This is a genomic window from Thalassovita mangrovi, from assembly GCF_009857745.1.
GTDB classification, from domain to species: domain Bacteria; phylum Pseudomonadota; class Alphaproteobacteria; order Rhodobacterales; family Rhodobacteraceae; genus Thalassobius; species Thalassobius mangrovi.
On record NZ_WWEN01000004.1, the window covers coordinates 294,891 to 318,630 of the forward strand.

The 23,740-nt window shown below is 65.9% G+C and carries 21 protein-coding genes; 12 read left to right on the forward strand and 9 right to left on the reverse strand.

Annotated features, from left to right (window positions below; translation table 11 throughout):
* The first annotated feature begins 244 nt into the window (after nucleotides 1-244).
* From GR167_RS11590 to GR167_RS11605, 4 genes are all read left to right on the forward strand, one after another.
* Nucleotides 245-2,284: a methyl-accepting chemotaxis protein gene (locus GR167_RS11590; RefSeq protein ID WP_160973660.1), complete on the forward strand. Its 2,040-nt coding sequence runs from the start codon at nucleotides 245-247 to the stop codon at nucleotides 2,282-2,284.
* 150 nt (nucleotides 2,285-2,434) lie between these two features.
* Nucleotides 2,435-4,408 carry a type II secretion system secretin GspD gene (gene gspD / locus GR167_RS11595; protein ID WP_235915930.1) on the forward strand — a complete coding sequence of 658 codons (1,974 nt, stop codon included), beginning with the start codon at nucleotides 2,435-2,437 and terminating at the stop codon, nucleotides 4,406-4,408.
* On the forward strand, nucleotides 4,332-5,855 hold the full coding sequence (locus GR167_RS11600) for a GspE/PulE family protein (RefSeq protein WP_235915931.1): 1,524 nt from the start codon (nucleotides 4,332-4,334) through the stop codon (nucleotides 5,853-5,855). Before gspD ends, GR167_RS11600 begins: the two co-directional genes overlap by 77 nt.
* Complete coding sequence (locus GR167_RS11605; RefSeq protein WP_370741299.1) at nucleotides 5,852-7,063, forward strand: type II secretion system F family protein; 1,212 nt, start codon at nucleotides 5,852-5,854, stop codon at nucleotides 7,061-7,063. The genes GR167_RS11600 and GR167_RS11605 overlap by 4 nt, the downstream gene beginning before the upstream one ends.
* Before the next feature lies 1 nt (nucleotide 7,064).
* On the opposite strand, the gene GR167_RS11610 is transcribed toward GR167_RS11605, so the two are convergent.
* A complete protein-coding gene (locus tag GR167_RS11610) occupies nucleotides 7,065-7,538 on the reverse strand; it encodes a type II secretion system protein N (RefSeq protein ID WP_160973661.1) in 474 nt (157 codons plus the stop codon).
* Nucleotides 7,539-7,635: 97 nt separating this feature from the next.
* On the opposite strand from GR167_RS11610, the gene GR167_RS11615 reads away from it, so the two are divergent.
* The gene (locus GR167_RS11615; RefSeq protein ID WP_160973662.1) at nucleotides 7,636-8,148 is read left to right on the forward strand and encodes an outer membrane protein assembly factor BamD; all 513 of its coding nucleotides are present in this window, start codon (nucleotides 7,636-7,638) and stop codon (nucleotides 8,146-8,148) included.
* Between the two features lie 48 nt (nucleotides 8,149-8,196).
* On the opposite strand, the gene GR167_RS11620 is transcribed toward GR167_RS11615, so the two are convergent.
* The 7 genes from GR167_RS11620 to gspG all read right to left on the reverse strand — a co-directional run bounded on the left by GR167_RS11620 (nucleotide 8,197) and on the right by gspG (nucleotide 12,797).
* Nucleotides 8,197-8,691, reverse strand: a complete 495-nt coding sequence (locus GR167_RS11620; protein ID WP_160973664.1) for a type II secretion system protein M — start codon at nucleotides 8,689-8,691, stop codon at nucleotides 8,197-8,199.
* Nucleotides 8,688-9,860 carry a type II secretion system protein GspL gene (gene gspL, locus GR167_RS11625; RefSeq protein WP_160973665.1) on the reverse strand — a complete coding sequence of 391 codons (1,173 nt, stop codon included), beginning with the start codon at nucleotides 9,858-9,860 and terminating at the stop codon, nucleotides 8,688-8,690. The genes GR167_RS11620 and gspL overlap by 4 nt, the downstream gene beginning before the upstream one ends.
* 64 nt (nucleotides 9,861-9,924) lie before the next feature.
* Nucleotides 9,925-10,863, reverse strand: coding sequence for a type II secretion system minor pseudopilin GspK (gene gspK / locus GR167_RS11630; protein WP_160973666.1), 939 nt, complete (start codon nucleotides 10,861-10,863; stop codon nucleotides 9,925-9,927).
* Nucleotides 10,860-11,540, reverse strand: a complete 681-nt coding sequence (locus GR167_RS11635; RefSeq protein WP_160973853.1) for a type II secretion system protein GspJ — start codon at nucleotides 11,538-11,540, stop codon at nucleotides 10,860-10,862. Before GR167_RS11635 ends, gspK begins: the two co-directional genes overlap by 4 nt.
* Nucleotides 11,537-11,908: a prepilin-type N-terminal cleavage/methylation domain-containing protein gene (locus tag GR167_RS11640; RefSeq protein ID WP_160973667.1), complete on the reverse strand. Its 372-nt coding sequence runs from the start codon at nucleotides 11,906-11,908 to the stop codon at nucleotides 11,537-11,539. The genes GR167_RS11635 and GR167_RS11640 overlap by 4 nt, the downstream gene beginning before the upstream one ends.
* The gene (locus GR167_RS11645; RefSeq protein ID WP_160973668.1) at nucleotides 11,893-12,351 is read right to left on the reverse strand and encodes a prepilin-type N-terminal cleavage/methylation domain-containing protein; all 459 of its coding nucleotides are present in this window, start codon (nucleotides 12,349-12,351) and stop codon (nucleotides 11,893-11,895) included. The genes GR167_RS11640 and GR167_RS11645 overlap by 16 nt, the downstream gene beginning before the upstream one ends.
* The gene (gene gspG, locus GR167_RS11650; RefSeq protein ID WP_160973669.1) at nucleotides 12,336-12,797 is read right to left on the reverse strand and encodes a type II secretion system major pseudopilin GspG; all 462 of its coding nucleotides are present in this window, start codon (nucleotides 12,795-12,797) and stop codon (nucleotides 12,336-12,338) included. Before gspG ends, GR167_RS11645 begins: the two co-directional genes overlap by 16 nt.
* Nucleotides 12,798-12,947: 150 nt before the next feature.
* On the opposite strand from gspG, the gene GR167_RS11655 reads away from it, so the two are divergent.
* From GR167_RS11655 to GR167_RS11680, 6 genes are all read left to right on the forward strand, one after another.
* Nucleotides 12,948-13,709 carry a prepilin peptidase gene (locus GR167_RS11655; RefSeq protein WP_160973670.1) on the forward strand — a complete coding sequence of 254 codons (762 nt, stop codon included), beginning with the start codon at nucleotides 12,948-12,950 and terminating at the stop codon, nucleotides 13,707-13,709.
* An 89-nt stretch (nucleotides 13,710-13,798) separates the two neighbouring features.
* Nucleotides 13,799-15,382 (forward strand): SEL1-like repeat protein, encoded by a 1,584-nt coding sequence (locus tag GR167_RS11660; protein ID WP_160973671.1) that lies wholly within the window; start codon nucleotides 13,799-13,801, stop codon nucleotides 15,380-15,382.
* Nucleotides 15,379-16,593 carry a tetratricopeptide repeat protein gene (locus GR167_RS11665; RefSeq protein WP_160973672.1) on the forward strand — a complete coding sequence of 405 codons (1,215 nt, stop codon included), beginning with the start codon at nucleotides 15,379-15,381 and terminating at the stop codon, nucleotides 16,591-16,593. The genes GR167_RS11660 and GR167_RS11665 overlap by 4 nt, the downstream gene beginning before the upstream one ends.
* Nucleotides 16,594-16,806: 213 nt before the next feature.
* Nucleotides 16,807-17,217 carry a hypothetical protein gene (locus tag GR167_RS11670; protein ID WP_160973673.1) on the forward strand — a complete coding sequence of 137 codons (411 nt, stop codon included), beginning with the start codon at nucleotides 16,807-16,809 and terminating at the stop codon, nucleotides 17,215-17,217.
* A 49-nt stretch (nucleotides 17,218-17,266) separates the two neighbouring features.
* Entirely contained in the window at nucleotides 17,267-18,442 is a 1,176-nt protein-coding gene (locus tag GR167_RS11675) for a hypothetical protein (RefSeq protein WP_160973674.1), read from the forward strand.
* A gap of 126 nt (nucleotides 18,443-18,568) precedes the next feature.
* Nucleotides 18,569-19,822, forward strand: coding sequence for a hypothetical protein (locus GR167_RS11680; protein WP_160973676.1), 1,254 nt, complete (start codon nucleotides 18,569-18,571; stop codon nucleotides 19,820-19,822).
* On the opposite strand, the gene GR167_RS11685 is transcribed toward GR167_RS11680, so the two are convergent.
* Nucleotides 19,819-21,315, reverse strand: coding sequence for a hypothetical protein (locus GR167_RS11685; RefSeq protein WP_160973678.1), 1,497 nt, complete (start codon nucleotides 21,313-21,315; stop codon nucleotides 19,819-19,821). The two genes, GR167_RS11680 and GR167_RS11685, sit on opposite strands and share 4 nt — an antisense overlap.
* 168 nt (nucleotides 21,316-21,483) lie before the next feature.
* On the opposite strand from GR167_RS11685, the gene GR167_RS11690 reads away from it, so the two are divergent.
* Nucleotides 21,484-23,445 (forward strand): CRTAC1 family protein, encoded by a 1,962-nt coding sequence (locus tag GR167_RS11690; protein ID WP_235915932.1) that lies wholly within the window; start codon nucleotides 21,484-21,486, stop codon nucleotides 23,443-23,445.
* Nucleotides 23,446-23,740 lie beyond the last annotated feature (295 nt).

Here is a 23,740-nt window from a genome sequence, read left to right on the forward strand (position 1 = left end):
GCGCTGGCGTTTTCTTTTCTGGCCTTGCCTGCCGCGCTCGCATCACCCCGTTCCCCGGCGGTTGGCTTGACGTTGCGGAAGATTAAATTTGCTTACTTATAAGTCGTTTAGCTTCGAATCCTACAACCTATGGCTAAAAAACAATCGGTCGCGCGACGTTCTGCTGTGTACGGAGGTATGCCGAGAAGCGTCCCAAGGGCTGCGTTTCGGTTTGCGACAAGCACGACCGAGGAGGTGGGTTGCGATGAAATTCCGATACAAGGTCATGGCCGCGCTGTTCGTCGTTGGACTGCTGCCGGCGGCGGTTGTCACCATCCTCGACCTGGGGCGGGTCAATGCCCTGACCGAAGACGCGGCGCGGTCCGAACTTGGATCGGTGCACGGGCTGAAGAAGGCCGCGATCGAAGAATATGTCCTCAACCTCAGCAAGGTGGCGCGGACCCTTGCGGCGGACCCGACGGTGATCCGCGCGGCGCGGTTTTTCGACAAGGAAGCGCAGAAGCTGCTCGTCGATGCCGAGATCGTGGTGGACGATGCCGCCTTCGACGATTTTTATGCCCAGCAGGCCGAAAACACCCCCGGCGCCGGGGCCGAGGACCGGGCGCGCTGGCAGGACCTGCCGCCGGTCGCCCGGACGCTGCAGCATCTCTATCTCTCGGGCAATCCCGAAAAGATCGGCGAAAAGCACAAGCTGGCGGATGCGGGCGACGGTAGCGGTTATTCCCGCATGCACGCGCAGATGCATCCGTTCTTCCTGCAGGTTCAGCAGGAATTCGGATTTCGCGACATCTTCCTGCTCGACCCCAAGGAGGGCCGCGTCGTCTATTCGGTGGCCAAGGATGCCGATTTCGGCACCTCGATGCTTTCCGGTCCCTACAAGGCGTCCAATCTCGCCCGGGGCGCGCGCCGGATCATCGAGGACGAGGCGCGCGATCTGGTGATCGTCGATTTCGACCCCTACGAACCCTCGTTCAACGCCCAGACCTCCTTCATCCTGATGCCGCTGCAGGATCGCGGGCGGCTGTGGGGCATCCTGGCCTTTCAACTGCCCGCCGACCGGCTGAACGCCATCGTGAACGCCGACATCAAGGGCTATCAGACCGGGGATTCCTTCCTGCTGGGCCGCGACGGACGGCTGCGGTCTTCGCCCGTGCGCTTCGGCGACCTGTCGATCGGGGCGGAAATTTCGGGCGATGTGTTCGAACAGGCGCTGGCGGGCGAAAGCGGCATCATCTACGGACTGAACCACCAGGGGGGCGAGGTGATCGCCGCCTATGGCCATGTCGATATTCCCAAGCTCGACTGGGTGGTCCTGTCCAGCGTCGAAACCGACGAGGCGCTGGCCGAAGGCAGGGCGATTGCCCGCAGCGCGATGACGACGCTGGGGGTGACCGGGCTGTCCTGCCTGTTGTTTGGCCTGTTGCTGAGCGCCTGGCTGCTGCGCCCGGTGCGCGCGCTGAGCCGGGCGTTTCAGGACAGCGTGGTCAAGGCGATGCGCAGCCTGCGCGAAGCCGCAGACCGGTCCAAGGATGCGGCGGAATCGATGGCGGCGGTCGCCGAACAGACCAGCGCCCAGGGCGGCGTGGTAAAGGAAAACGCCATCGCGGCGGCCTCCAACGTATCCGGGGCCGCGACCACGGTGGAGGAAATCTCGGCTTCGATCCAGGAAATCGCCTCGGGGGTGCAGCGCACCTCGGGCCTGTCCAGCGATGCGGCGGACAAGGCGCAGACGGCGACCGCGTCGCTGCTGGAGCTGCAAAAGGCCACGGCCCGGATCAGCGACGTGGTGACCTTCATCAACGGCATTTCGGCGCAGACCGACCTTTTGGCGCTGAACGCCGCGGTTGAGGCGGCCCGCGCGGGCGAGGCCGGGCGCGGCTTCGCGGTGGTCGCCGAGGAGGTGCGCAAGCTGGCCGAGCAGACTTCGTCCTCGACCGAGGAAATCCGCCGCGAAATCGAGGCGGTGATCGGCGGGGTGGACGAGAACGTGAAGGCGATCCTCGACATTTCGGGCGCGGTGGAAACGCTGCAGGACCAGTCGTCGAAAATCTCCGCCGCCGCGCAACAGCAGGGCAAGGCCGCCGTCGCGCTGAGCAACAGCATGTCCGACATGTCCGAACGCGTCGAAACCGTCAGCACCAATATCACCGGGGTCGAAGCCGCGTCGTCCGAAGCGGCCCGCGCGGCGGCCGACGTGATGGCGCAGATGCAATCGGTCGACGACGCGTCGAGCCACACCGACACGGCGATTCAGGATTTCATGGGCCGGATGGATCGGCTCTGATCCGGCGGGTGTAGCCCGGGTGTCACAGCCCGGGGGCTGCCGCTCAGAAGCTGCTGCTTTTTCCCGGGCACTCGGCTAAGCTGCGCCAAACAGGGGACGGCAGGCAAATCCGCGACAAGGGAAATCTGCCCGGCATTAAGTGAGCAGATCATGAATTTATCGATGTCGATCCGGCCTTATCTGGTCGCGTTCGGGCTGGCCCTCGGGACCGGGGCGGCGCCCTTTGCGGTGGCCATGCTGGATGCGGGCCCGGCGTGGGCGCAGGAACAGGTGTCGCTGAACCTGCGCGATGCCGATATCCGCAGCTTCATCGAAATCGTGTCCGAAGCGACCGGACGGCGCTTCGTGCTGGACCCCGAAGTGCGCGGCACCGTCACCGTTCTGGCGCCCGATGAAATGAGCCCGGGTGATCTGTACGAGGTGTTCCTCAGCGTGCTGGAACTGAACGGGCTGACGCTTGTCGAAGGGGCGGGCGCCGACCGGATCGTGGCGATGCGCAACGCGCGCGGGCTGGCCTCGGGCGCGGATGTCGCGGGCAGCCAGGGCACCTTCGAAACCCGGGTGATCGAGGTCGAGAATGTGCCGCTGCAGGAAGTGGTCGAAGTGGTCCGGCCGCTGTTGCCCGCCGACGCGATCCTGACCGCCGTGCCGGGATCCCGGATGCTGATCCTGTCCGACCGGGGGCAGAATTTCCGCCGGATCGAGGCGCTGATCCGCCGGCTGGACCAGCCGCGCGACGAACCGATCCAGATGATCCGGCTGCGCAACGCCAACGCCGCCGAAGTGGCACAGGTGATCCAGGCGATGGAAATCCTGCCGCAGGGCGCGGCGCTGTCGGTCGACCGCCGTTCCAACGCGCTGGTGGTGTCGGGCCCGGCCGATCTGCGCGAGAAGATCAAGGTTCTGGCGGCGCGGCTGGACACCCAGCAGAACAACGTCACCAGCCATGCGGTGGGGCTGAACTACGCCGATGCCACAGCGCTGGCCGACGTGGTGCTGCGCGCCATCGCCAACGAACAGCAGGGCCCGAACGAAGCGCCGGTGCGCATCGTGCCGGAACCGCAGACCAACACGCTGCTGATCACCGCGCCGCAGGACCGGATCGACGATATCGTCGGCATGATCCATTACCTCGACCGCCGTCCGCGTCAGGTCCTGGTCGAGGCGGTGATCTTCGAGATGTCGGTCGACGGTTTCGCCGATCTGGCGGCGCAATGGGCCGGTATCCTGAACAACGCCGTGGTGGGCGGGGTGCAGTTCAGCCTCGAAGGGCGGCCCAGCCTGACCAACCTGGTGGCCTCGGTCCTCAACGGCACGACGATCGATGCCGGGACGGGGGGCATGATCGCCGGGGTGCCGAGCCAGGGCGACCGCGGCGTCGCCGGGTTCTTGTCCGCGGTTGCCTCGAAAACCTCGACCCGGCTGCTGTCGACGCCCTCGATCATGACGCTGAACAACAAGGAAGCCGAAATCGTCGTGGCGCAGAACGTGCCCTTCGTCACCGGGTCCTATTCCACCGTCAGCGACAGCGCAGTGGAAAATCCGTTCCAGACCATCGAGAGGCAGGATGTCGGCCTGACCCTGAACGTCACGCCGCAGATCAATGCCGACCGCACCGTGCGGATGGATATCAAGCAGGAAGTGTCGAACCTGACCTCGGCCCAGGCGTCCTCGGGCGGCGAGATTACCTCGAAACGGTCGCTGTCGACTTCCGTTTTGGTGCAGGACGGCAATGTGATCCTGCTCGGCGGTTTGTTGGAAAACGGATCGGGATCGGTGACCCAGCGGGTGCCGGGGATTTCCAAGCTGCCGCTGATCGGCGGGCTGTTTCGCGGCAAGAACGCCAGCAAGAACCAGCGGGTCCTGCTGGTGCTGCTGCGTCCGCAGGTGGTCAATTCCGAGGCCGAGGCGAAACAGCTGACCCGCAAGATCACCCGCGAGGCGCGCAAGGCAAGCCTTGCCATCGCCCCGCTGGATGACGGAAGCTATCCGCAATCGCCCTCGGCGGCGCTGCCGTTTGACGGCGTCGATCTGAACCAACCGTTTGATGCCGGATTTGTTGATGATGTCGCGCAACGCCGAAACTTCCCGCCGCTTCCCAGCCGGATCGAATTCGCCAACTAGGCTGCCCTTCGCCTTTGCCCGCGACCAGCAGGTTCTGCTGGACGGGGCGCGGGTGATCGCCGGGCCTGCAGTGACCCAGATGGGCCTGCGCGAGGCGCAGCGGCGGCTGGGGCTGCGGGCGGGTGTCGATCTGACCGAAACCGATCAGGCCGGGTTCGAAGCCGCCTTGGCGCGGGTCTATAACGACGGCGCGGACAGCGGGCAGGGGGCCGATCCCGAACTCCTGTTCGATCTCGAAGACATGAGCGCGAATGCCCGCCAGCGCGACCTGCTGGACGATCCCAGCGACGCGCCGGTGATCCAGCTGGTCAACCGGTTGCTGAAACGCGCGGTGCTGAGCGGTGCCTCGGACCTGCATGTGGAACCGCATGAAAACGGGCTCAGGGTGCGGATGCGGGTCGATGGGCTGTTGCAGGAAGTGATGGATCGCGCCGACGTGCCGGTGAAGCGGATCGTGTCGCGGCTGAAGGTGATGGCCGGGCTGGACATTGCCGAAACCCGGCTGCCGCAGGACGGGCGCATCGCGCTGTCGCTGGGCGGGCGGATGATCGACACGCGGGTGTCGTCGCTTCCGGGCCATTACGGCGAACGGATCGTTTTGAGGATCCTCGACCGCGCCGCCGGGCTGATGCCGCTGGCCGATCTGGGGCTGAGCAGCGATCAGCAGGCGCTGCTGCGCCGGTTGTCGTCGCTGCCCAACGGCATCATCCTGGCCACCGGGCCGACCGGCGCGGGCAAGACCACCACGCTTTATTCGCTGCTGCAGCTGGCCGACCGGGCCGAGCGCAACATCGTCACCGTCGAGGATCCGATCGAATACGATCTGCCCGGCATTTCGCAAAGCCAGATCAACGCCGATATCGGCATGACCTTCGCCGCCGGGCTGCGCGCCACGCTGCGGCAGGACCCCGACGTGATCCTGGTGGGTGAAATCCGCGATCCCGAAACGGCGAGCACCGCCGCGCAGGCCGCCCTGACCGGGCACCTGGTGTTTTCCTCGCTCCACGCTAACAGTTCCATCGGCGCCATCGTGCGGCTGCGCGATCTCGGCCTCGACGATTTCCTGATCGCCGCCACCCTGCGCGGGGTGATCGCGCAGCGGCTCCTGCGCAAGCTTTGCCCCGATTGCCGCCGGTCGCATACCCCCACGGATGACGAAGCCCAACTGTTCCGCCGTCACGGCCTCAACGTGCCCGAGGTCCTGTATGAACCCACCGGCTGCGACGCCTGCGGCGGGTCGGGCCATGCCGGGCGGATGGGGATTTTCGAAATGGTCGAACTGGGCGAAACCCTGCGCGGCGCCATCGACCGCGGCGCCAGCGAGACCGAGATGAAGGCGCTGGCGCTTGGCACAGGCGAAACGCTGGTCGGGCAGGGATTGGCGGCGGCGGCGGCCGGGCAGGTCAGCCTGACCGAAACCCTGCGCGTGGTGGGGGACGTGGCGTGAAGGCCTATGCCTACACCGCCTATACCAGCGCCGGGCGGCGCAAGACCGGCACCGTGGTGGCCGAAACCGAGGCCGACGCGGCGGCGCAGCTGGCCCGGCAGGAACTGTTCGTGGCCGAGGTCACGACGGCGCGCGACCGCGCGGCGGGGGCGTTTCGGGGCGGGTTCCGGGCGCGGCTGAATACCGATCTGCAGGCGGTGTTCACCCGCCAGATGGCGGTGATGCTGGCCGCCGAACTGCCCGCCGAGGCGGCGCTGGAGGCGGTCCGTTCCGGCGGTCACCCGGCGCTCGACGCGGTGGCGGCGCAGGCGCGGGCATCGCTGATGGACGGCGCGGCCCTGTCCGAGGCGCTGGCGGCGACCGGCGCGGGCTTCCCGCCCTATTACCTGGCCGCCCTTCGCGCGGCCGAGGGCGCGGGCGATCTGGCGGGGGTGTTCAATGAACTGGCCGATCACCTGGAACAGCTCGGTACCGACAAGGCGCAGATTTCCACCGCGCTGATCTATCCCGCCTTCGTGGCGGCGGTGTCGCTGCTGGTCTGCGGCATCCTGATGACCACCGTGGCGCCGGAAATCGTGGCGATGTTCGATCTGTCGGACCGCCCGCTGCCGCCGCTGACCGTCGCCGTTCTGGCGGTGTCCGACTGGGTGCAGGCGAATTGGGAGTTGCTGGCGGTGGCCTTTGTGGCGCTGATCGGGCTGGGGCTGGCGACGCCCCGGGTGCGGAGCTTGCGCAACCTGCGCGACCGTATCGTTTTGCGCCTGCCGGTGCTGGGGCGGCTGAAGCGGCTGGCCGAGGCGGTGCAGTACATGCGCACGCTGGCGCTGGTGCTGGGCGGGCGCCACGCGGTGCTGAGCGCCGCCGACAGCGCCCGCGAGGTGCTGACGGTGGAACGGTTCCGCGATGAGGCCGAACAGGTCGCCACCGGCGTGCGCCAGGGCGAAACCCTGTCGGCGGCGCTGGCGCGGCTGAGCTTCCTGCCGCCCGTCGCGCGGCAGCTGATCCATGCCGGCGAAACCTCGGTCCGGCTAGCGCGGATGACCGAACGGGCGGCGACGCTGGTCGAACACCGGCTGGTCACCGAACGCAAACGCATCGCCGCGCTGCTGGAACCGCTGTTGATGATGGTGGTGGGGGCGATGGTGCTGGTGATCGTGCTGGCGGTACTGCAGCCGATCTTCGACCTGCAGGCGGTGGTCGCGGGTTAGGTTATTCCGGGAACGCCAGAAGTTCCGCCGCGTCGCCGTCGCGCGACAGCCAGATCCCGGTCTCGTCGATCTTCGCCACCACGATGCCGCCATCCAGCGCCTCGCCCTTCCGCAGCAGGCGTTCGCCGGTGGGATGGGACAGCACCGCCCAGGTCTCAGCGCCCGCCCGCACCACACCCTTGAGCGTGTAGCCGAGGCTGCTCAGCGGCGGCTTTGGCTGTTTCGGCGGTTGCGGTTCTGCTGCGGCCTGTTTCGGCTGTTGCACCGGGGCGGGCGGCTGCGGTTCGCCGAAGACCGGCGGCCAGTGCCGCAGGGCGCGCGGCGGCGCGGGCGGCGCGGCGGAATCTGTCCCGGCCCGCATCGCGGCGGGCTGCGCATCGGCCGCAGGCGCATTGACCTCCTGCCACAGCGTCTGACCGGCGAAACCGGCGGCGGCGAGGGTCAAAAGCGTGCACAAGGCAGCGATCAGGCGCATGGGATCGTCCGGCGTCAAAGGGTCCGCGTCGCTGATGGACGCATTGGTTGAAACATGCTAGGCTTTTTAAAAGCAATAACACAATAACGAGCAGGCGATGCAGGTAAATTCCATTCTCAAGGCTGGTCTTGCCGGGACTGTGTTTCTGGTGCTGGGTAGCTGTTCGGACGATTTCGCCGGGCAGGGCGGTTTCTCCGCCCGCTACGCGGTGGCGCGCGACGCGCTGGAAAACGGCGATTACAAGCGCGCCAAGCGCAGCTATGCGCAGCTGATGCCCGATGCCGGGCCGCTGCGTCCGCGCCTGCAACTGGAATTCGCCCATAGCGAATTGCGCGACGGCAACTATTCCGAGGCCGCGAAACTGGCGGGCAGCCTGGCCGCGGTGCAGAAGGGCAGCGCGCGCAGCGCCGCCTTGGCGGTTCAGGGCACCGCGCAGCACGAATTGGGGCTGCAATTGCTGGCCGATGGCGAAACCGAGTCGGGCAAGCAGATGCTGATCGCGGCGCAAGCGGCGCTGGCCGAGGTGCTGCAGAACGATCCGCAACTCGATCCGCTGGGATCGATGGCGGGCCGCAAGGCCGGGATCGAAGCGCGGCTGTCGCGGCTGTAAGGATTTCTTGACAGAACGGCGGCCTGCGGCCTTGTTCCGGGCCGGGGCTCACCCCCGTCGCGGTTTCAGCACCAGACGGGCCGACACCTTGCCCGGCGCCTCGACCGCTTCGAAGCGGAAGCTTTCGATGTCATAGCCCCAGCCGGGATGCGCCGCCGACATCCAGTTGGCCAGCCGGATGAAATCCACCTCGTCGAAGCGCAGCTCCACCACGCCGCCCGCCTGCGCGCCCAGCTCGGTCACCGCGCGGCGCAGCTTGGCCGCGATCAGCCCCTGTTCGATGCCGCTCGACCCGATCGGCGTGGCCGGGGCAACGGCGGGGGCGGCGGCATATTGGGCCTGTTCGGCCACCCGGTCCTGCACCCAGACCTGCAGCGCCTGCGCCTCGGCCAGCTCGCGCTGCGCCGCTGCGCGGCTTTCACCAAGCGGCAACAGCAGCCCCAGCACCACCGCCAGGGGCAGCACGACCAGCACCGCCACGGCCAGCAGCCCACGTTCGCGCGGGCTGAGCCGCAGCAGCAGATCGATCAGGCGGGCGTTCATCGCGGCACCTCCGAAGCAATGCGGATTTCGGTGCGCACGCCGGTCTCGGCCTCGCCCACCCGCGATTCAACCAGGGTGGCGGCCAGCCCTTCGGCGACCAACGCGGCAGTGACGGTTTCGGCGGCGGCGAAATCGGGCAGGCGCAGGATCAGGGTCAGCCCGTCGCCTTCGGTGAAACGGATGCTGTCGGTCCGCGCGCCTTCACGGTCCAGCACGGCGGCGGCGCGAATGGTCAGGTCGAGCGGATCGGTGCGCCCGCCGCCCGCATTGGCCGCTGCGCGGGCCTGCGACAGGGCGCGGCTGACCTGCAGCCGGATGTCGAGGATCGGGCCGGTTTCGACGAAATTCTGCCGGACCAGCGCTTCGGTCTGGGCCGCGACATCTCGAGTCTGGCTGTCCAGCCTCTCGATCGCCACCCATTGCGCCGTAGCCCAAAGCGCTGCGGCCACCGCCCCGGCCAGCAGAGGCCAGCGCCACGGCAGCACCTGCCGCGCCAACTGCGCCCGCGCCGCCATCGGATCGTTGCGCAGGTCGCAGGACAATTCGTCATGGGCCAGCAGCCGGGGCAGGGGCAGGCCCTTTTGCGTCAGCTCCTCAACCGATCCCAGCAGCGGCACGTCCTGCGCCTCGGCCAGCGCCACCAACTCCGGCAGGGGATCGCCCATGTTCAGGATGGCGCGGGGTTTGCCCGCCGCCAGCGCCCGTTGCAGCAGCATCAGGGCGATTTCGGGCGCGGCGCTGAACCCGTCTTCGGGGCCGAGCCGGGCCAGGATCACCGGCGCGCCGCCGATTTCGTCGCGCTGCACGGTCCAGATGCCCTCCGCGGCGGGCAGCGACAGGTAATCGGGCAGCACCGCCCGGCAGGACAGCTCGCGCCACTGCGCCAGCTGATCGGGATCGAAGACCAGAACCCGGCACCAGCTATCGCGATCCGTGCCGGGCACGAAGGGGCGCATGCCGATACTGCCGTCGCCCAGCCCGATCCGGTCGGCCAGTTGCCGCCGCGCCACCTGTTCGCGCGCCTGTCCGCGCAGCCCCTTGGGCAGGTCGAGCCCGTAAAGCGGCGTTTCCACCCCCGGCACCAGCGCGATCTGCCGCGCCGTCGGCACGCCCGCGCCAAGCCGGACAAAATCGGCCTTGGGGTCGGATTTTTGCACTGTGGCTGTCACTTGCGGGTCCATTCGCGTCTGTGTTCGGGGCAGGATGGCGGCAGATGCGGGCACTTGCAATAGATCATGGTCGGCGGCTGATCCGCCAGGCGATTTCCGGGCGGCGCGGCGGGGCGGGGCGATGGATCACCGTGACCCGTTCGGCGCTGCGTCCGGCCAGCCGGGCGGTGATCTCGGCGCGGAACCAGTCGGAACCGACCGCGACGTGATCGGCGCCGATGATGGCGGGATCGTCTGCGGCCTCCGGTGCTTCTTCGGCGTCCTCCCCGGGCCGGGCCAGCCCGACCTCGGTCAGGAAGGCCTCGGCCGAGCGGAAAGGGGTGCGGTCGCGCCCGGACACGATCCGGTCCAGCGCCGCGCCGGGCAACTCGGGCAGCAGCGCGGCGAGGATGTCCTTCGGCGCGGTGTTCACGTTCAACCGGCTGTCGCCCGGCAGCGCGGCGAGGAACGGGCGCAGCCGCGCGTAAGCGCGCGGCGAAAGGCCGGGCAGCGATTGCAGCTGATCGACCATCACGATGCTGCCGCCCACCGGCGCCAGCGGCGGGTCTAGCCGCAGGAAGGCGTCGCGGTTGTCCGGCCCGCCGGGGCTTACGAAATCGCGGATCGCGGCCCCGGCATCCGACGGCACCGCCAGCCGGGTCAGCAGGCGGTCGAACGCCGGCCCGGCCCAGGCGTTTTCCGGGTCGGCCAGCCAGTTCACGTTGAACAGCCCCTGCAGGTCACTGATCTGCCCCGCCACGCTGCCGCGCGCCAGCGTCACCTCGCGGCCGGTCCTGGCCCAGTCTTCGCCCGCATGATCCACCGCCGGGTTGGCGTCGCGCATCAGCAGGGTCACCGCCAGCGCTTCGAACGCGTCGAGGCCCAGGGTGAGCTGTTCCGCCTCCATCCCCGCCTGCAACCGGACACGGCCGGTTTCGGCGCGGATCAGCAGCAGCACCGCCACCGCCGCCAGCGCCGCCACGATTACCAGCGCGTTGATCAGGACGAAGCCGCGATCCTTCATTGCAGCGCCTCCAGCAGCGGGATGGCGCCGTGGCTTTCGGTGTCCAGCGTGAGCTCAATTGCCAGCGGCAGGGCGCTGGAATAGACCTCGGGCGCGGCGCCGCTCTGGTCGTTGTCGCTGGCCTGCTGGCTGTCGCGCAGCACCGCGCGGGGCGGGGCGACGCCGTCGACCCATCCGATTTGATCCCAGTAGCTGCGCAGGCGCAGGGCGGTGACGCCGGTCATGACCGGCATCTCGGGGCTCAGCGCCTCGGTGCGTGCCGGGGTCAGCGCGGCCCAGGACCGGCGCAGCAGGGTGCGCGTGTCGCGGTCGAGCCGGTATTCCACCCGCTGGCGGGCGGTGGCGGGCAGGTCGCCGCCCGGGCCGGGGCGCATCACCGGCTGGCCGCCCACAGTCAGGGCGAAGACATCGCCGCGCTGGCGCATCGCCGATTGCGGCGCACCGTTGTCCGGGGGGTAGAACAGCATCGGCAGCGCGGCGGACAGATCGGCGCGGATCAGGCTGGCGGCCTGCGCCAATTCGGCGTTGCCGTCGGATCGGTCCGACAGGTCGTCGCGCATCCGGATCATGCCGGTCAGCGCCTGCGCCCCCATCACCGCGACCAGCGCGAAGATCGCCATCGCCACCACCAGTTCGATCAGGGTGATGCCGCGTATGTGTCTGCCGCGCGGGATCATCGCATCGCCCCCGGCGGCAGGTAGAGGATCAGCTGCGCGCCTTCGCCACTTTCCGCGCGGGCGGTCACGGTGGCCCTGATCAGCCCGCCCGCGGTCGCTTCGCGTTCGGTGCTCAGGCGGAAATCCTGCCCGGCCATGTGCACCGTGTCGGGCAGTTGCGCCGTGGCGCCCAGTAATTGCAGTTCCTCGGCCCGGTTGCGCGCGGCGATGCGGGCCAGAAGGCGCGGGGCCTCGCCGCCGATGGCGACGCGCGACTGGTCGGAGGCGCGGATCGCGGCGATGCCGCCGATCGCCAGCACCGCCACCGCGATGACCAGTTCCAGCAGGGTCAGCCCCTTGTCGCCGCCGCGCTTTAATCGCCGTCGCATGTCAGCCCCGTCCAGCCGTCCGAGCGGCAGCTCACCACCCGGCCCCCGTCGGAAAATCCCAGACGGAACGGCGTGGTCTGCCCATTGGCGAGGAACACCAGGTCGGGCGTGCCGGTGCCGCCCATCCGGGCGGTTTGCGGCACGCTCAGCGCCACCCGGCCGCGCCAGCGCAGCTCGCGCCCCGCCGGGGACCAGCCCTCGGCGCCGTGTTCGGCCGGCTGCATCCCGCGCGAGCTGATCGTCAGCCCCCGGCTTTGCTGCCCGGTGATCGCCAGCATCCGGGCGGTGTCGAACTGGGCGCGGAAGCGGGCAAGATCGCTGTCTTCGCGCGCCCCGCCAAGCGCCGTCAGGCTGGCGCCCACGGCCAGCACCGCCATCACCGCGACGGCGATCAGCAGCTCGATCAGGGTAAAGCCCGCGTCAGGCCCTATTGCGCGGCCCATGATCCGATATCCGCATTGGCGCCGTCGCCCCCGGCGGTGCCGTCGGCGCCATAGGTGAAGATGTCGAAATCGCCATGCACGCCCGGTTGCAGATATTGATAGGGCTTGCCCCAGGGATCGACCGGCAGCCGGTCCATATACCCGTTGGTGGCCCAGTTTTCCGGCACCGGGTCGGTGCTGGGCCGGGTGACCAGCGCGGCCAGCCCCTGTTCGGTGCTGGGATAGCGGAAATTGTCCAGCCGGTAGAGGTTCACCGCGCTGGTGATGGCGGCGATATCGGCCTGGGCGCGGGCGGCGCGGGCCTGATCGGGGCGGTCGATGACGCGCGGCACGATGACCAGGGCCAGCACCGACAGGATCACCACCACGACCATCAGTTCGAGCAGCGAAAAGCCTTCGTCTTTGTCTTGGCGGGCCTTGCAGGTGGAAATCGGTTGGGGCGTCATGGACGAAAAATCCTCTTGTTCGCGCGCATGATAGGAAAGGCGGTTAACTAATGTCCATGCTTGGATAATCGATCCCGCACCATTCCGGCAATGGACAAGGGCCGGGCGGCCCCCTTAAAATCGCCGCATCCCTCAGATTGGACCCGATCCGTGCCGGCCGCAGACTTCACCGCGATTTTCCTGATCCTGATCGGCCCGTTCATCGGGTCGTTCCTGGCGCTGCTGGCGGACCGGCTGCCGCGCGGCGAAAACGTGGTGACAAGCCCGTCCACCTGCCGCAGCTGCGGTACCCGGTTGGGCCTGCGCGACCTGCTGCCGGTGCTGTCCTTCGCGCTGAACCGGGGGCGCTGCCGCCATTGCGGCGCGGCGATCCCGGCGGTCACGCTTTATACCGAAATCGCTGCGACGGGGGCGGCGGTGCTGGCGGTGCTGGCGGGGGGCGACGCGGTGCAGATGTGGCTGACGGCGCTGTTTTTGTGGCTGCTGCTGACGCTGGCGGTGACCGATCTGATCTGGTTCCGGCTGCCGGACCTGCTGACCGGGGGGCTGTTCCTGGTGGCGCTGGCGCTGGCCTGGCGCGAAGGGCGGCTGGACATGGCGCTGATCGGCGCGGGCGTGGGGGCAGGCAGCTTCCTGGCGCTGCGGATCGGCTACCGGGCGCTGCGGGGGCGCGAAGGGCTGGGGTTGGGCGATGTGAAGCTGATGGCGGGGATCGGGGCCTTTACCGGTCCGGCCGACCTGCCGTCGCTGCTGCTGATCGCGGCCCTGGGTGCGCTGTCGGTGGCGCTGTTTCAGCAGGTGGTTTCCGATGAACGGGAAAGCCGCGAGCTTTGGTCGCGCAGGCTGCCCTTCGGCGCGGCGCTGTGCGCAGCCACGGCGCTGCTTTGGCTGCTGGACGCCTTGGCGGGATGAGCCGTTGATATCGCCCGGCAGAGCCCATAAGGTCCGGGCAAATCTTGTAACTTCAACGCTCTTTTATTGCTGAATGGATCTGGTGCCGCATGGGGCAATTTACACGTATCGTCCTTCTTCCCGCCCTTCTGGCCTTGCCCGCCGCGCTTGCCGCTCAGCAACAGCAACCGGTCGCTGACGGCGCCGTTGCCGCCGAAAGCGCGACCGCGCCGATGCCTGATATGGCCGCGATCGAACAGGCCTGGAAACGCGCCGATTACGTGTTCGTCCGCCAGGGGCTGAAACGCCATGCCGAGCAAACCGGCACGGCGCTGGCGCAATACCGCTATGGCCGGGTTCTGCTGGAGGGCAAGGGCGGGCCGCGCGATGTCGAGGCGGCGCGCGTTTGGCTGGAACGGGCGGTGGAACAGAACAGCGCCGACGCGGCGGTGCTGCTGGGGCGGATCTATCTGTCCGGCGAAAAGGGCAGCCCCTACGACCGGCCCGAACGCGCCGCCGAACTGTTCGCCAATGCCGCCGCGCGCGGAATGCCCGAGGCGCAGTATTACCTGGCCCTGCTCAAGCGCGAGGGCCACGGCACCGAAAAGGACCTGAAAGGCGCCTTCAACTGGTTCCTGGCCGCCGCCGAGGGCGGACATGTGCCGGCGCAATACGAGCTTAGCAAGGCGCTGTCGCGCGGCGAGGGCACCAAGCTGAACACCGAACAGGCCGCGCACTGGCTGCGCACCGCCGCCGAGGCGGGGCACACCGAAGCGCAGTTCTTCATGGCCGTGGCGCTGGATACCGGCAACGGGATGGAACGGAACCGGGACGAGGCGCTGGATTGGCTGCGACGCTCGGCCGAGGGCGGCCTGGTCATGGCGCAGCGCAGCCTGGGCAGGAAATACCTGATCGGCGATTCCGTTCAGTCCGATGCCGACGAGGCGCTGCGCTGGCTGACCGAGGCGGCCAAGCGCAACGACACGCTGGCGATGGTCGACCTGGGGCGGGCCTATCTGTCCGGCACGACGTTCGTGTCCGATCCGGCGCGCGCCTGGGCCTGGTTCCAGCGCGCCTCGGACGACGGTTACGCCCCGGCCACCACGGCGCTCGCCCGGATGGCCGAGGATGGCACCGGCGACGCGCCCGACCTGGCCAAGGCGGTGCGGCTTTACCGCAAGGCGCTGGCGCAGGGCGACCAATCCGTCGCGCCGCATCTGGGACAACTGGCCGGGGCGGGCAAGCTCGACGGGCTGGCGCCGCCGCATTACGCGGTGCCCTGGGCGATGGCGGCGGCACAGCAGGGCGACAAGGCCGCGCTGAGCTGGGTCGAGGCGCAGGCGCAGGACGGGCTGCGCCCGGCGCAGACCGCGCTGGCGCAGTGGTACCTGGACGCGGGCGACCGGCTGGAGGAGGCCGCGCAACTGTTCGAAACCGCCGCCGTCGCGGGCGATGTGGCGGCGCAGTACCAACTGGGCGTGATGCTGACCAAGGGGCAGGGCGTGGCGCAGGATTACGTGCAGGCGCATAAATGGCTGAACATCGCCGCCGCCAGCGGTCACGCCGAGGCGGCCAAGTTCCGCGGCGTGATTTCCGACCTGATGACCGCCGAACAGATCACCCAGGCGCAGCGCGCGGCGCGGGCCTATTTCGATGAAATCCGCGCCATGCCGGCCGCCGAGGTGGTGAAATGACCGTTGCCCGGCTGCTGCGGGGCGGTGCGGCGGCTGCGCTAATCGCGCTGGCCCTGACCGGCACGGCCGGGGCGCAGGATGGGGCCCGGTGGGACCAGCTGCCGGTCGCGGCGCTGCAGCAGGCGGCGCAGTCGGGATCGGCCGAGGCGCAATACGCCCTGGCGATGCGCTATCACAACGGGCGCGAGGTGCTGCAGAATTTCGCCCAGGCCGCCGAGCTGTTGCAGGCGGCTGCGGATCAGGGGCAGGCGGCGGCGCAGAACCGGCTGGGGCAGTATTACTTCGCCGGGATCGGCACGCCGCGCGACGCGGCGCTGGCGCTGAAATGGCTGGCGGCGGCGGCGGCTTCGGGCGATGCGCAATTCATCTACGATTATGCCGCCGCTTTGGAAAACGGCGCCGACGGCACGGCGGACTCGACCCGGGCGGCGGAGTTCTATGCCAAGGCCGCCGAACTGGGCCTCGACGATGCCATCGTCAGCCTTGGCGTGCTGTACCAGCACGGCCATGGGGTCGAACAGGATCTGGGCCGGGCGCGGGAACTGTACCAGGGGCCGGCATCGCGCGGCCATGCGCGGGCGCTGAACAACCTGGGCCTGCTTTACGTGCGCGGCGACGGCGTGGCGCAGGATTACGAACGCGCCGTGGGCCTGTTCACCAAGGCCGCCGAGCAGGGGCTGGCGGTGGCGATGACCAATCTGGCGGTGATGTATGAAAACGGCTTCGGCGTCGAGATGAACGAACCGCTGGCGGTCGAGCTCTATCGCAAGGGGGGCAGGGGCGGCGATACCGGCGCCGGGCCGCAGCCGGTCTATGATCCGCGACTGGCCGAACCCGATACCAGCGAAGAGGGGCTGCGCCAGATGACCCAGGCGGCCCGCGCCGGCGATCCGGTGGCGCAGTTCCAGATGGCCTGGCTGCTGCTGAACCGGCAACCGGCGCAGTTCCAGGATCTCCAGGCCGCCGCCGGGCTGCTGCGGCAGGCCGCCGAGGCCGGCCTGGCCCCGGCGATGGCGAATCTGGGGCTGCTTTACTTCGACGGCCGCGGCGTGCCGCAGGATTACGCGCTTGGTCACATGTGGCTTATTCTGGCGGGCACGGCGGGCATGTCGGATGCGATTTCGATCAGCTCCGAATTGGCGGCGCGGATGACCCCGGAACAGATCAGCGAAGCGCAGCAGATGGCGGCGCAGAAAACGGCACTGAAATGAGGTGCGGGGGCGTTGCCGCCGGGCCGGGTGCGGAAGGGTTCTGGTTGATTGCCTTGTATATTTTACACCCTGCCATTGTAAGTCTTGGATTAATTTAAAAAATGTTCCAAGCCACAACTGGATTTGTTATAGTTTGGAAAAACAATCGTTGGTTTACGACGTTTAATTAAACAACAAGTGGTTAACAGGGGAAATTCCAGAGTGTTTCGGCGGGTGTCTCATCTCTTCGTAGCTGCGGTTGTGGCCTGTTCCGGCGCGGCTTTCGCGGCTGAACCCGAACCCGTCCAGCAGCACAATTCCAACGCCGTATGGTTCGAGAACTGGACCGGGTTGAGCAACGCCACCATGACCATTTCGGCCCCGAACGGCAAAATCATCTCGATCCAGGCGGAAACCGGGACCCCGGTGTTTCAGCTTTCCGGCAGCGTGGTGATCGACGGTATCTACCGCTACGAACTGAAGGCGGCGACCGATGAAGTGATCGAAATCGTCAATCCGATCGATAACGGACGCGGTGAGAACGCCAGCAACACCATGCGCAAGCCGTTCCAGCTGAACGGGCATTTCACCGTGGCACGGGGCGTGATCATCACGCCCGAAGAAATCAGGGAAGAAGAGGGCTGAGCCGTTTGGACGCCCTTTACAGGTATTTGGATAAGAAAGAGCCGACTCGATGAAAGATTTGAAACGCAATGCATTGAAGTTTTTGGCGTCCAGCGCCCTCGTCGCCGTGACGGGCGCCGCCTCGGCCGATGAGGTCTTCATTCAGGACGTGATCGTCCAGGGATCGCTCTGCGTCGGGGTCGATTGCGTGAATGGCGAAGCCTTCGGGTTCGACACCATCCGCCTGAAGGAAAACAACGTGCGGATCAAGTTCGACGACACGTCGGCGTCCAGCGCCTTCCCGAACACCGACTGGGAACTGCAGGCCAACGAAAGTTCGAACGGCGGCCACAACTGGTTCGCGCTACTCGACGGCACCAATAGTAAGAGGCCGTTCACCGTCGAAGCCAATGCGCGTAACAACGCGATGTATATCTCCAGTGCGGGCCGGCTGGGCCTTGGCACGTCGGCTCCGGGGGTTGATATCGATGTTCTGAACGGCAACACCCCGGCCCTGCGCCTGCAACAGGACTCGTCGTCGGGCTTCACCGCCCAGACCTGGGACGTGGCCGGCAACGAAACCAACTTCTTCGTCCGCGATGTGACCAACGCGTCGCGTATTCCGTTCAAGATCCGTCCGACCGCCCCGACGAATTCGCTTTATATCGATACGGATGGCGATATCGGGCTGGGGACGGCGAGTCCGGATGCACCTCTGGATGTTGAGGAAAACAGCGACCTTACGGCAGGCACGCCGCACCTCCTGGTGAACAACACCAACGCCACGGCTCGTGTCCGCCGGATGATCGGGATTTCCAACTTTGGCGGTGCTTTCATTCATTTGGAAAACCGGCAGTCCGGTGTCGCTTGGACGATGACGAACGCCAATACCGGGACCAGTTTCCTGATCAATGATCCGTCAACAACCGATCCCGAACTGGAATTGGCGCAGAACGGCGATCTGACGATCCGCGGCAATCTGGTGACCGGCGGCGGCGGCACCTGTGACCCGGGGCCGTGTGACGCGGTGTTCGACCCCGACGTTTACGAAGTGCCGTCTATCAAGGAACATGCTGAATTCATGTGGGCGAACAAGCGGCTTCCGGCCCTTGATCCGACCCTACCGGGACAGCCGATCAACGTGACGCTGAAGCTTACCCGCATGCTGAATGAACTGGAACATGCTCATATCTATATCGAGCAACTGAATGATCGGATCGCGGAGCTTGAAACCCGGATCCAGTAAAGCACAATCGCAGCTGAGATACCGAAAGGCGGGCCGAGTGCCCGCTTTTCTTTTTGTTTCAAAGCCTCTGATGGTGTTGCTAAACAGGAAGCTGCTAGAACCGGAAATTCCGAAAGGGGCGCGAAAGTGATCGCATCGCCGAGCAATGGTCTTGGACCGCTGGGGCCTGAAGATATTGACGCCGGTGACTGTGCGCGCTGTGGCACTGGGTTGAAAATGGGCAAGCTTCGGGTGCCTGGGCACCGGGTGCTTGCCGATGCGACCTGTCCGCAGTGTTCCGACGAATATTTCATCGATGTGCCCAGCAGTTTCGCGCTGCTTAGCCCGGTCCGCTATTGTCATACGCAACAGCGTCACTTGGGGGCTGCGATATTGCCTTTCTGGCAAAACTGGTTCGACAAGATGATGGAAGCGCAGGCCGAAGTCGAGGTGGAAATCAATCTGGGAAAGGCCGTGGAACGGCCGTTGCTGCTGCATTGCCTGGACCCGATTTTCGGACATGCTCTCAAGCGGTTGTTCCATGCGGATGCTTATATGAAACGGTATCCCGAGCGGCCGCTTATCCCACTGATTGCGCCTTGGCTGCAGTCCTTCTTGCCAGAAGGCATCGCGGGAGCGATCACGGTGAAATGGAAAGGCGGCAGCGGACTCGGCTGGAGCCGGGAACTGGACAACCGGATGGCAGCGTTCATACAGCAATATCCGGGAACCGAATTCTGTCAGACCGTGCCCAGTCTGGCGTCCGAGGATATCGACATCAGCAGGTTTTCCGGGGTTCAGCCTATGGAGCGCAGCAGCGGCAGGAACCGGGCACGGCCGACCGTCTGCTATGTCTGGCGCGATACGCGTTGCTGGGGCGGCAGCATCGAAGCCCAGCTCGAAAATGTTCAGCAACTGAGGCGGCAATTGCTGAGCGAGACGCCGGATATGCGGTTTGTCGTCGCCGGGATTTCATCCTCCGACCGATGGGATGATGAGACCGAGTTCCTACTGTTCGAAAAACCGGGGCCGGAACAGGACCGCCAATTGAATCTGCTGTACAGTCAAAGCGATGTGGTGATCGGCGGACATGGATCAAACATGATCCTGCCCTCTGCTCATGCGGGCGGTACGGTTGAACTGGTCCCGCCCAAGCGATGGCACAATGCATGGACGGCTAGCTTTTTCCGGTCAGACTGCAGCCCGGCTGAAGCCGTGTTCTATCACCGCTATCTGCCCGATACGACGGATATCGGAACGATATGCGACGTGGTGCATGTGATCTCCGGCTTCGCGCCGCGTTTCGATTTGCTGGGCGGGGGTGACAACACCCGGTTCGAGCGGGTGGATGCCGGGCGGTTGACAGCCGAAGCGGCGTCGCTGCCTGGGTTCCGGCCTTAGAGCGGCGAAGCGTAGCCGAAAGTATCGCAATACCAGCTGACCTCGGCCTTCAGACTGTCTGGCAGTGCGGCCCAATCGCTAGGATCAATGTCGGGTTTCGGATAGGTGACGCCCTTGTAAAGCTTGTTGGCGTTGACCGGGTTGGTGTCGAGCGTGACACCAGCGGCTTCGGGGCGGAGCCGCGCGGCATAGTCCTGCAGCTTTTCGGGCTGATCCTCGATCCGGAACACGAGATCGGGTTTCATCTCATAGGCCATCCGCATCCAGTAAACGATCGACGCCACGGCCCGTTCGAAATCATTGCTCAGATCGTCCAAGTCGAGCCCGAACTTCTTCCGAATCTCATCTCGACGGAATTGATAGGACGGCGGGGCATAGCAGTTTTCGCGCATCACCGAAGGCGCCGCCGCCGCGATATCGCGGGTCGGCAGGATCAGGTTGTCCCATTGCAGATTGCGTCGGTTTTCGGCGATGGGATGCATCGCATATGGGGCGTTTTGCGTATCGACGGTCAGCATCCAGCTGGCAAACCCGTCGGCCCCATTGCGTTCATGCCCGATATCGAACCCCATCTGGCCAAGCATTTTGGCAGTGAACATCGTGCCGCCGCGCGGGTGACCGATGATTAGTATGGACCGGTGATAGAGAGGTTTGTCGTAGTGGTCCCAGGCTTCTTCCAGCGTGATCATGTTGAGCGGTGGGTTGCGTAACCGTTGGGAGTCTTGGGTAAAATGGCCGATCCCTTCGATGATCCCGGTATTCACGACGGCCTTCGGTTCTGTGCGCCGATGCAGAAGCCTGCGTCGAGCGGTGACAAATGAGGTTGCCGAATCCCAAGAATAAAACATCTTGAGCACATTCAGAACGTCGCGGCCCGGGGTTCGGTGCAGGCGGCGGCGGATGTCGTCGGTCATGTTGGTTGCGATATAGTCGAGGTATTCCGCTTCCGTCAGCATGAACAGGCGTTTGAGTTCTGGCAGCAGGTTCTGAATCTGATCGCTATGAGCGGCCCAGCCCCACCCCTGGAAACGCGTGAAATCCCGTTCGTTTTCGGGTTCGGTTCCGAAAGGGTGCCCATAGACCGAATAGACGTCCGGTCTATCCGCCACTTCCGCAAGCGCCTTGCGGAACCTGTCGACGCCATTTTGCAAGGGAAAACAGTCATCCTCGAGCACCAAGACGCTGCGGTAGCGCTGGCTCATTTGATCCAGCGCGTCCAGCATCAGTTTTTCGATGCCCAGATGGCCGCGCGTTTCGACGACCTCGCGCACCGGGAATTGCCGCGCGACCTGGACCGATTTCGCAGCAACATCAGCATATTCGGAACGTTTCTGCGTCCCGTCGATCCAAACATGGGTTTTGTCGGTATGGCCTTGTTTCTGGAGGCTGCTCAGAACGGATTCCAGATGCCCTGGGCGATTATATCCGGTGACCAGAATGCCAAATTCTTCCGGCTCGGATATACAATCTGCGCGAGTTTCAATATCGTTCATTGCTTTGATGAGACTGTCCAACTAACCTGATTGGGAGTTCGTATTTTTTTAATTTTAGTTTTCCGGTTTGAGACTTATCCTCGATTAATAGGTGGTGCAATGAGCAATCCGGGTGGGGCTTCCCTTCACAATGGCATCTTTTCCGACCCTCGGTTGAACGGTGCCGGAATGGTTGTTCCATTCAGCGCGGCGCTGGTTTTTTGCGCCGCGCTGACCGCCACCGGGGCGCAGGCCGCTGACCCGTCCTGGACCGTGACCAGTGTGGATGCGGATCGGATCGAGATCGCGGCGACCGCCTTCGCGCCGTCTTCGCCCGCCGGCGACGGCGGTTTCACCCGGGTCGAAGCCTGGGAGGCCGGCATCGACAAGCCGCTGGAATTCAGCCTGCGCGACATGTGGCCGCCGTTCTGGGAAGGTCGCAGCGTGTCGAGCGGCGATATCGACCGCGATGGCGACCTGGATATCGCGATCGCCTCGACCGAGGCGGGGATCTACCTGTTCGAAAACGACGGGCAGGGGCGGTTCAGCCGGGTCGACACCGATTTCGGCGCCCTGGCCGACCTGCCGATGTTCAACGCCGTGCTGGCCGATATCGACAATGACGGCTGGCCCGACCTGTTCCTGACCTCCTACCGGCAGGGAAATTACCTGTTGCGCAATGTCGAAGGTTCTTTCGGGGCGGAACCGCCGGTGCCGGTGGCCAATCGCGAAAACGCGGTGCTGACCATGACGATGGCCTTCGGCGATCCCGATGCCGACGGCGATCTGGACATCGCATTGGGCAACTGGACGGCGGGCTGGTATCGCCGCATCCCCGGCGAGGAATCGCGCAACCGCATCGTCTGGAACGACGATGGCGTGCTGACCGGCGATCATTTCACCGATCTGCCCGGCATTCCCGGCGAAACCCTTTCGGTGCTGTTTTCCGACATGAACGGCGACGGCATGGCGGACCTGCTGATCGGCAACGATTTCGACGTGCCGGATTATTTCTATCTCGGCGACGGCAAGGGCGGCTTCGACCCGATCACCTATGATGACGAAATCATCCCGCATACCACCACCACCACGATGGCGATCAAGGTGGGTGACCTGACCGGCGACGGGGTGAGCGAGATCTACCTGGCGCAGATCGCGGGCCGGTCGCGGCAGGCGTCCAAGATCCTGAAGATGCAGGATCAGCGCAAATATTGCGACGGCATCAAGCGCGACGCCGACCGGGCGCTGTGCGAAAAGAACATGGAGATCAAGGCGTGGTACCGCTCGGGCAACCAGTTCGATCCGACCTATGCCGAGGAATGCGCCGACCTGAGCGGCCGCTATCAGGCCGAATGCAAGGCGATGCTGATCAAGGACTTGGCGATCCAGAAGGACGACGCGTCGATCTGCGGCTTGATCCCGGCCAGCCAGCCGGTGCCGCGCAGCTTCTGCGACCTGCATTTCCTGACCCCGCGCCGCCCCAGCACTGAAGAAATCGACGCCAGCCTGCAGCAGATCCTGCACCAGAACGTGCTGCTGCGCTGGAACGGCACGGCCTTCGAGGACGAGGCCGAGGCGCGCGGCCTGGATATCGGCGGCTGGAGCTGGGACACCAAGTTCGAGGATTTCGACAATGACGGCGACCAGGACGTGTTCATCGCCAACGGCACCTGGGTGCCGAACGAAAATTCGCCCTCGAACCTCTATTTCGAAAATGACGGCACCGGGCATTTCACCGAAACCTCGGGCCCGGCGGGGCTGGAAGATTTCCTGATGACGGCGGGCGCCACCTCCTTCGACATGGACAATGACGGCGATCAGGACCTGCTGACCCATACGGTGAACGGGCCGCTGCAGCTGTTCCGCAACAATTCGCAGCGCCAGGCGGTGGGATTCGAACTGCGCGATTTCGTGGGCAACCGCGACGGGATCGGCGCCAAGATCACCGTGACCGACGATAGCGGTCGCACCCAGACGCGGGAAATCCAGCTCGGCGGCGGCTTCATGTCCTTCGACGCGCCGCGCGCCTATTTCGGTCTGGGCGAGGCGACCGCGCTGCGCGAGGCGCGCATCCGCTGGATCGACGGGGGCGAAACCGTGATCGAAGGGGGGCTGCGCCCCGGATCGCTTTACACCGTCGCGCGGCAGTGACCGGCTGGTCCTGACACCGCCCCGACAGGGCCCCGGACCGGGGTCTTGCGGGGGCCTTGCCCGTGTCGGCATGCGGGCGGCAGGCGCGTCGGCCTCCCGGTTTCGGGGACCGGCAACGCGCCAATGGTGCCGGATTGGCCGTTGCGAATCTCTTTGATTTTTCAAGCACTCAGAAAATGAAGCTGTGGGGAATCCGGGGCCAATTCAGCCGCCGGCGCGGGATTTCGGTCATTTCCCTGTTAGCTTTCTTAAGGAGATGTTTCCAAAATCGCGGAATCCGGGGAGCAGGGGCGAC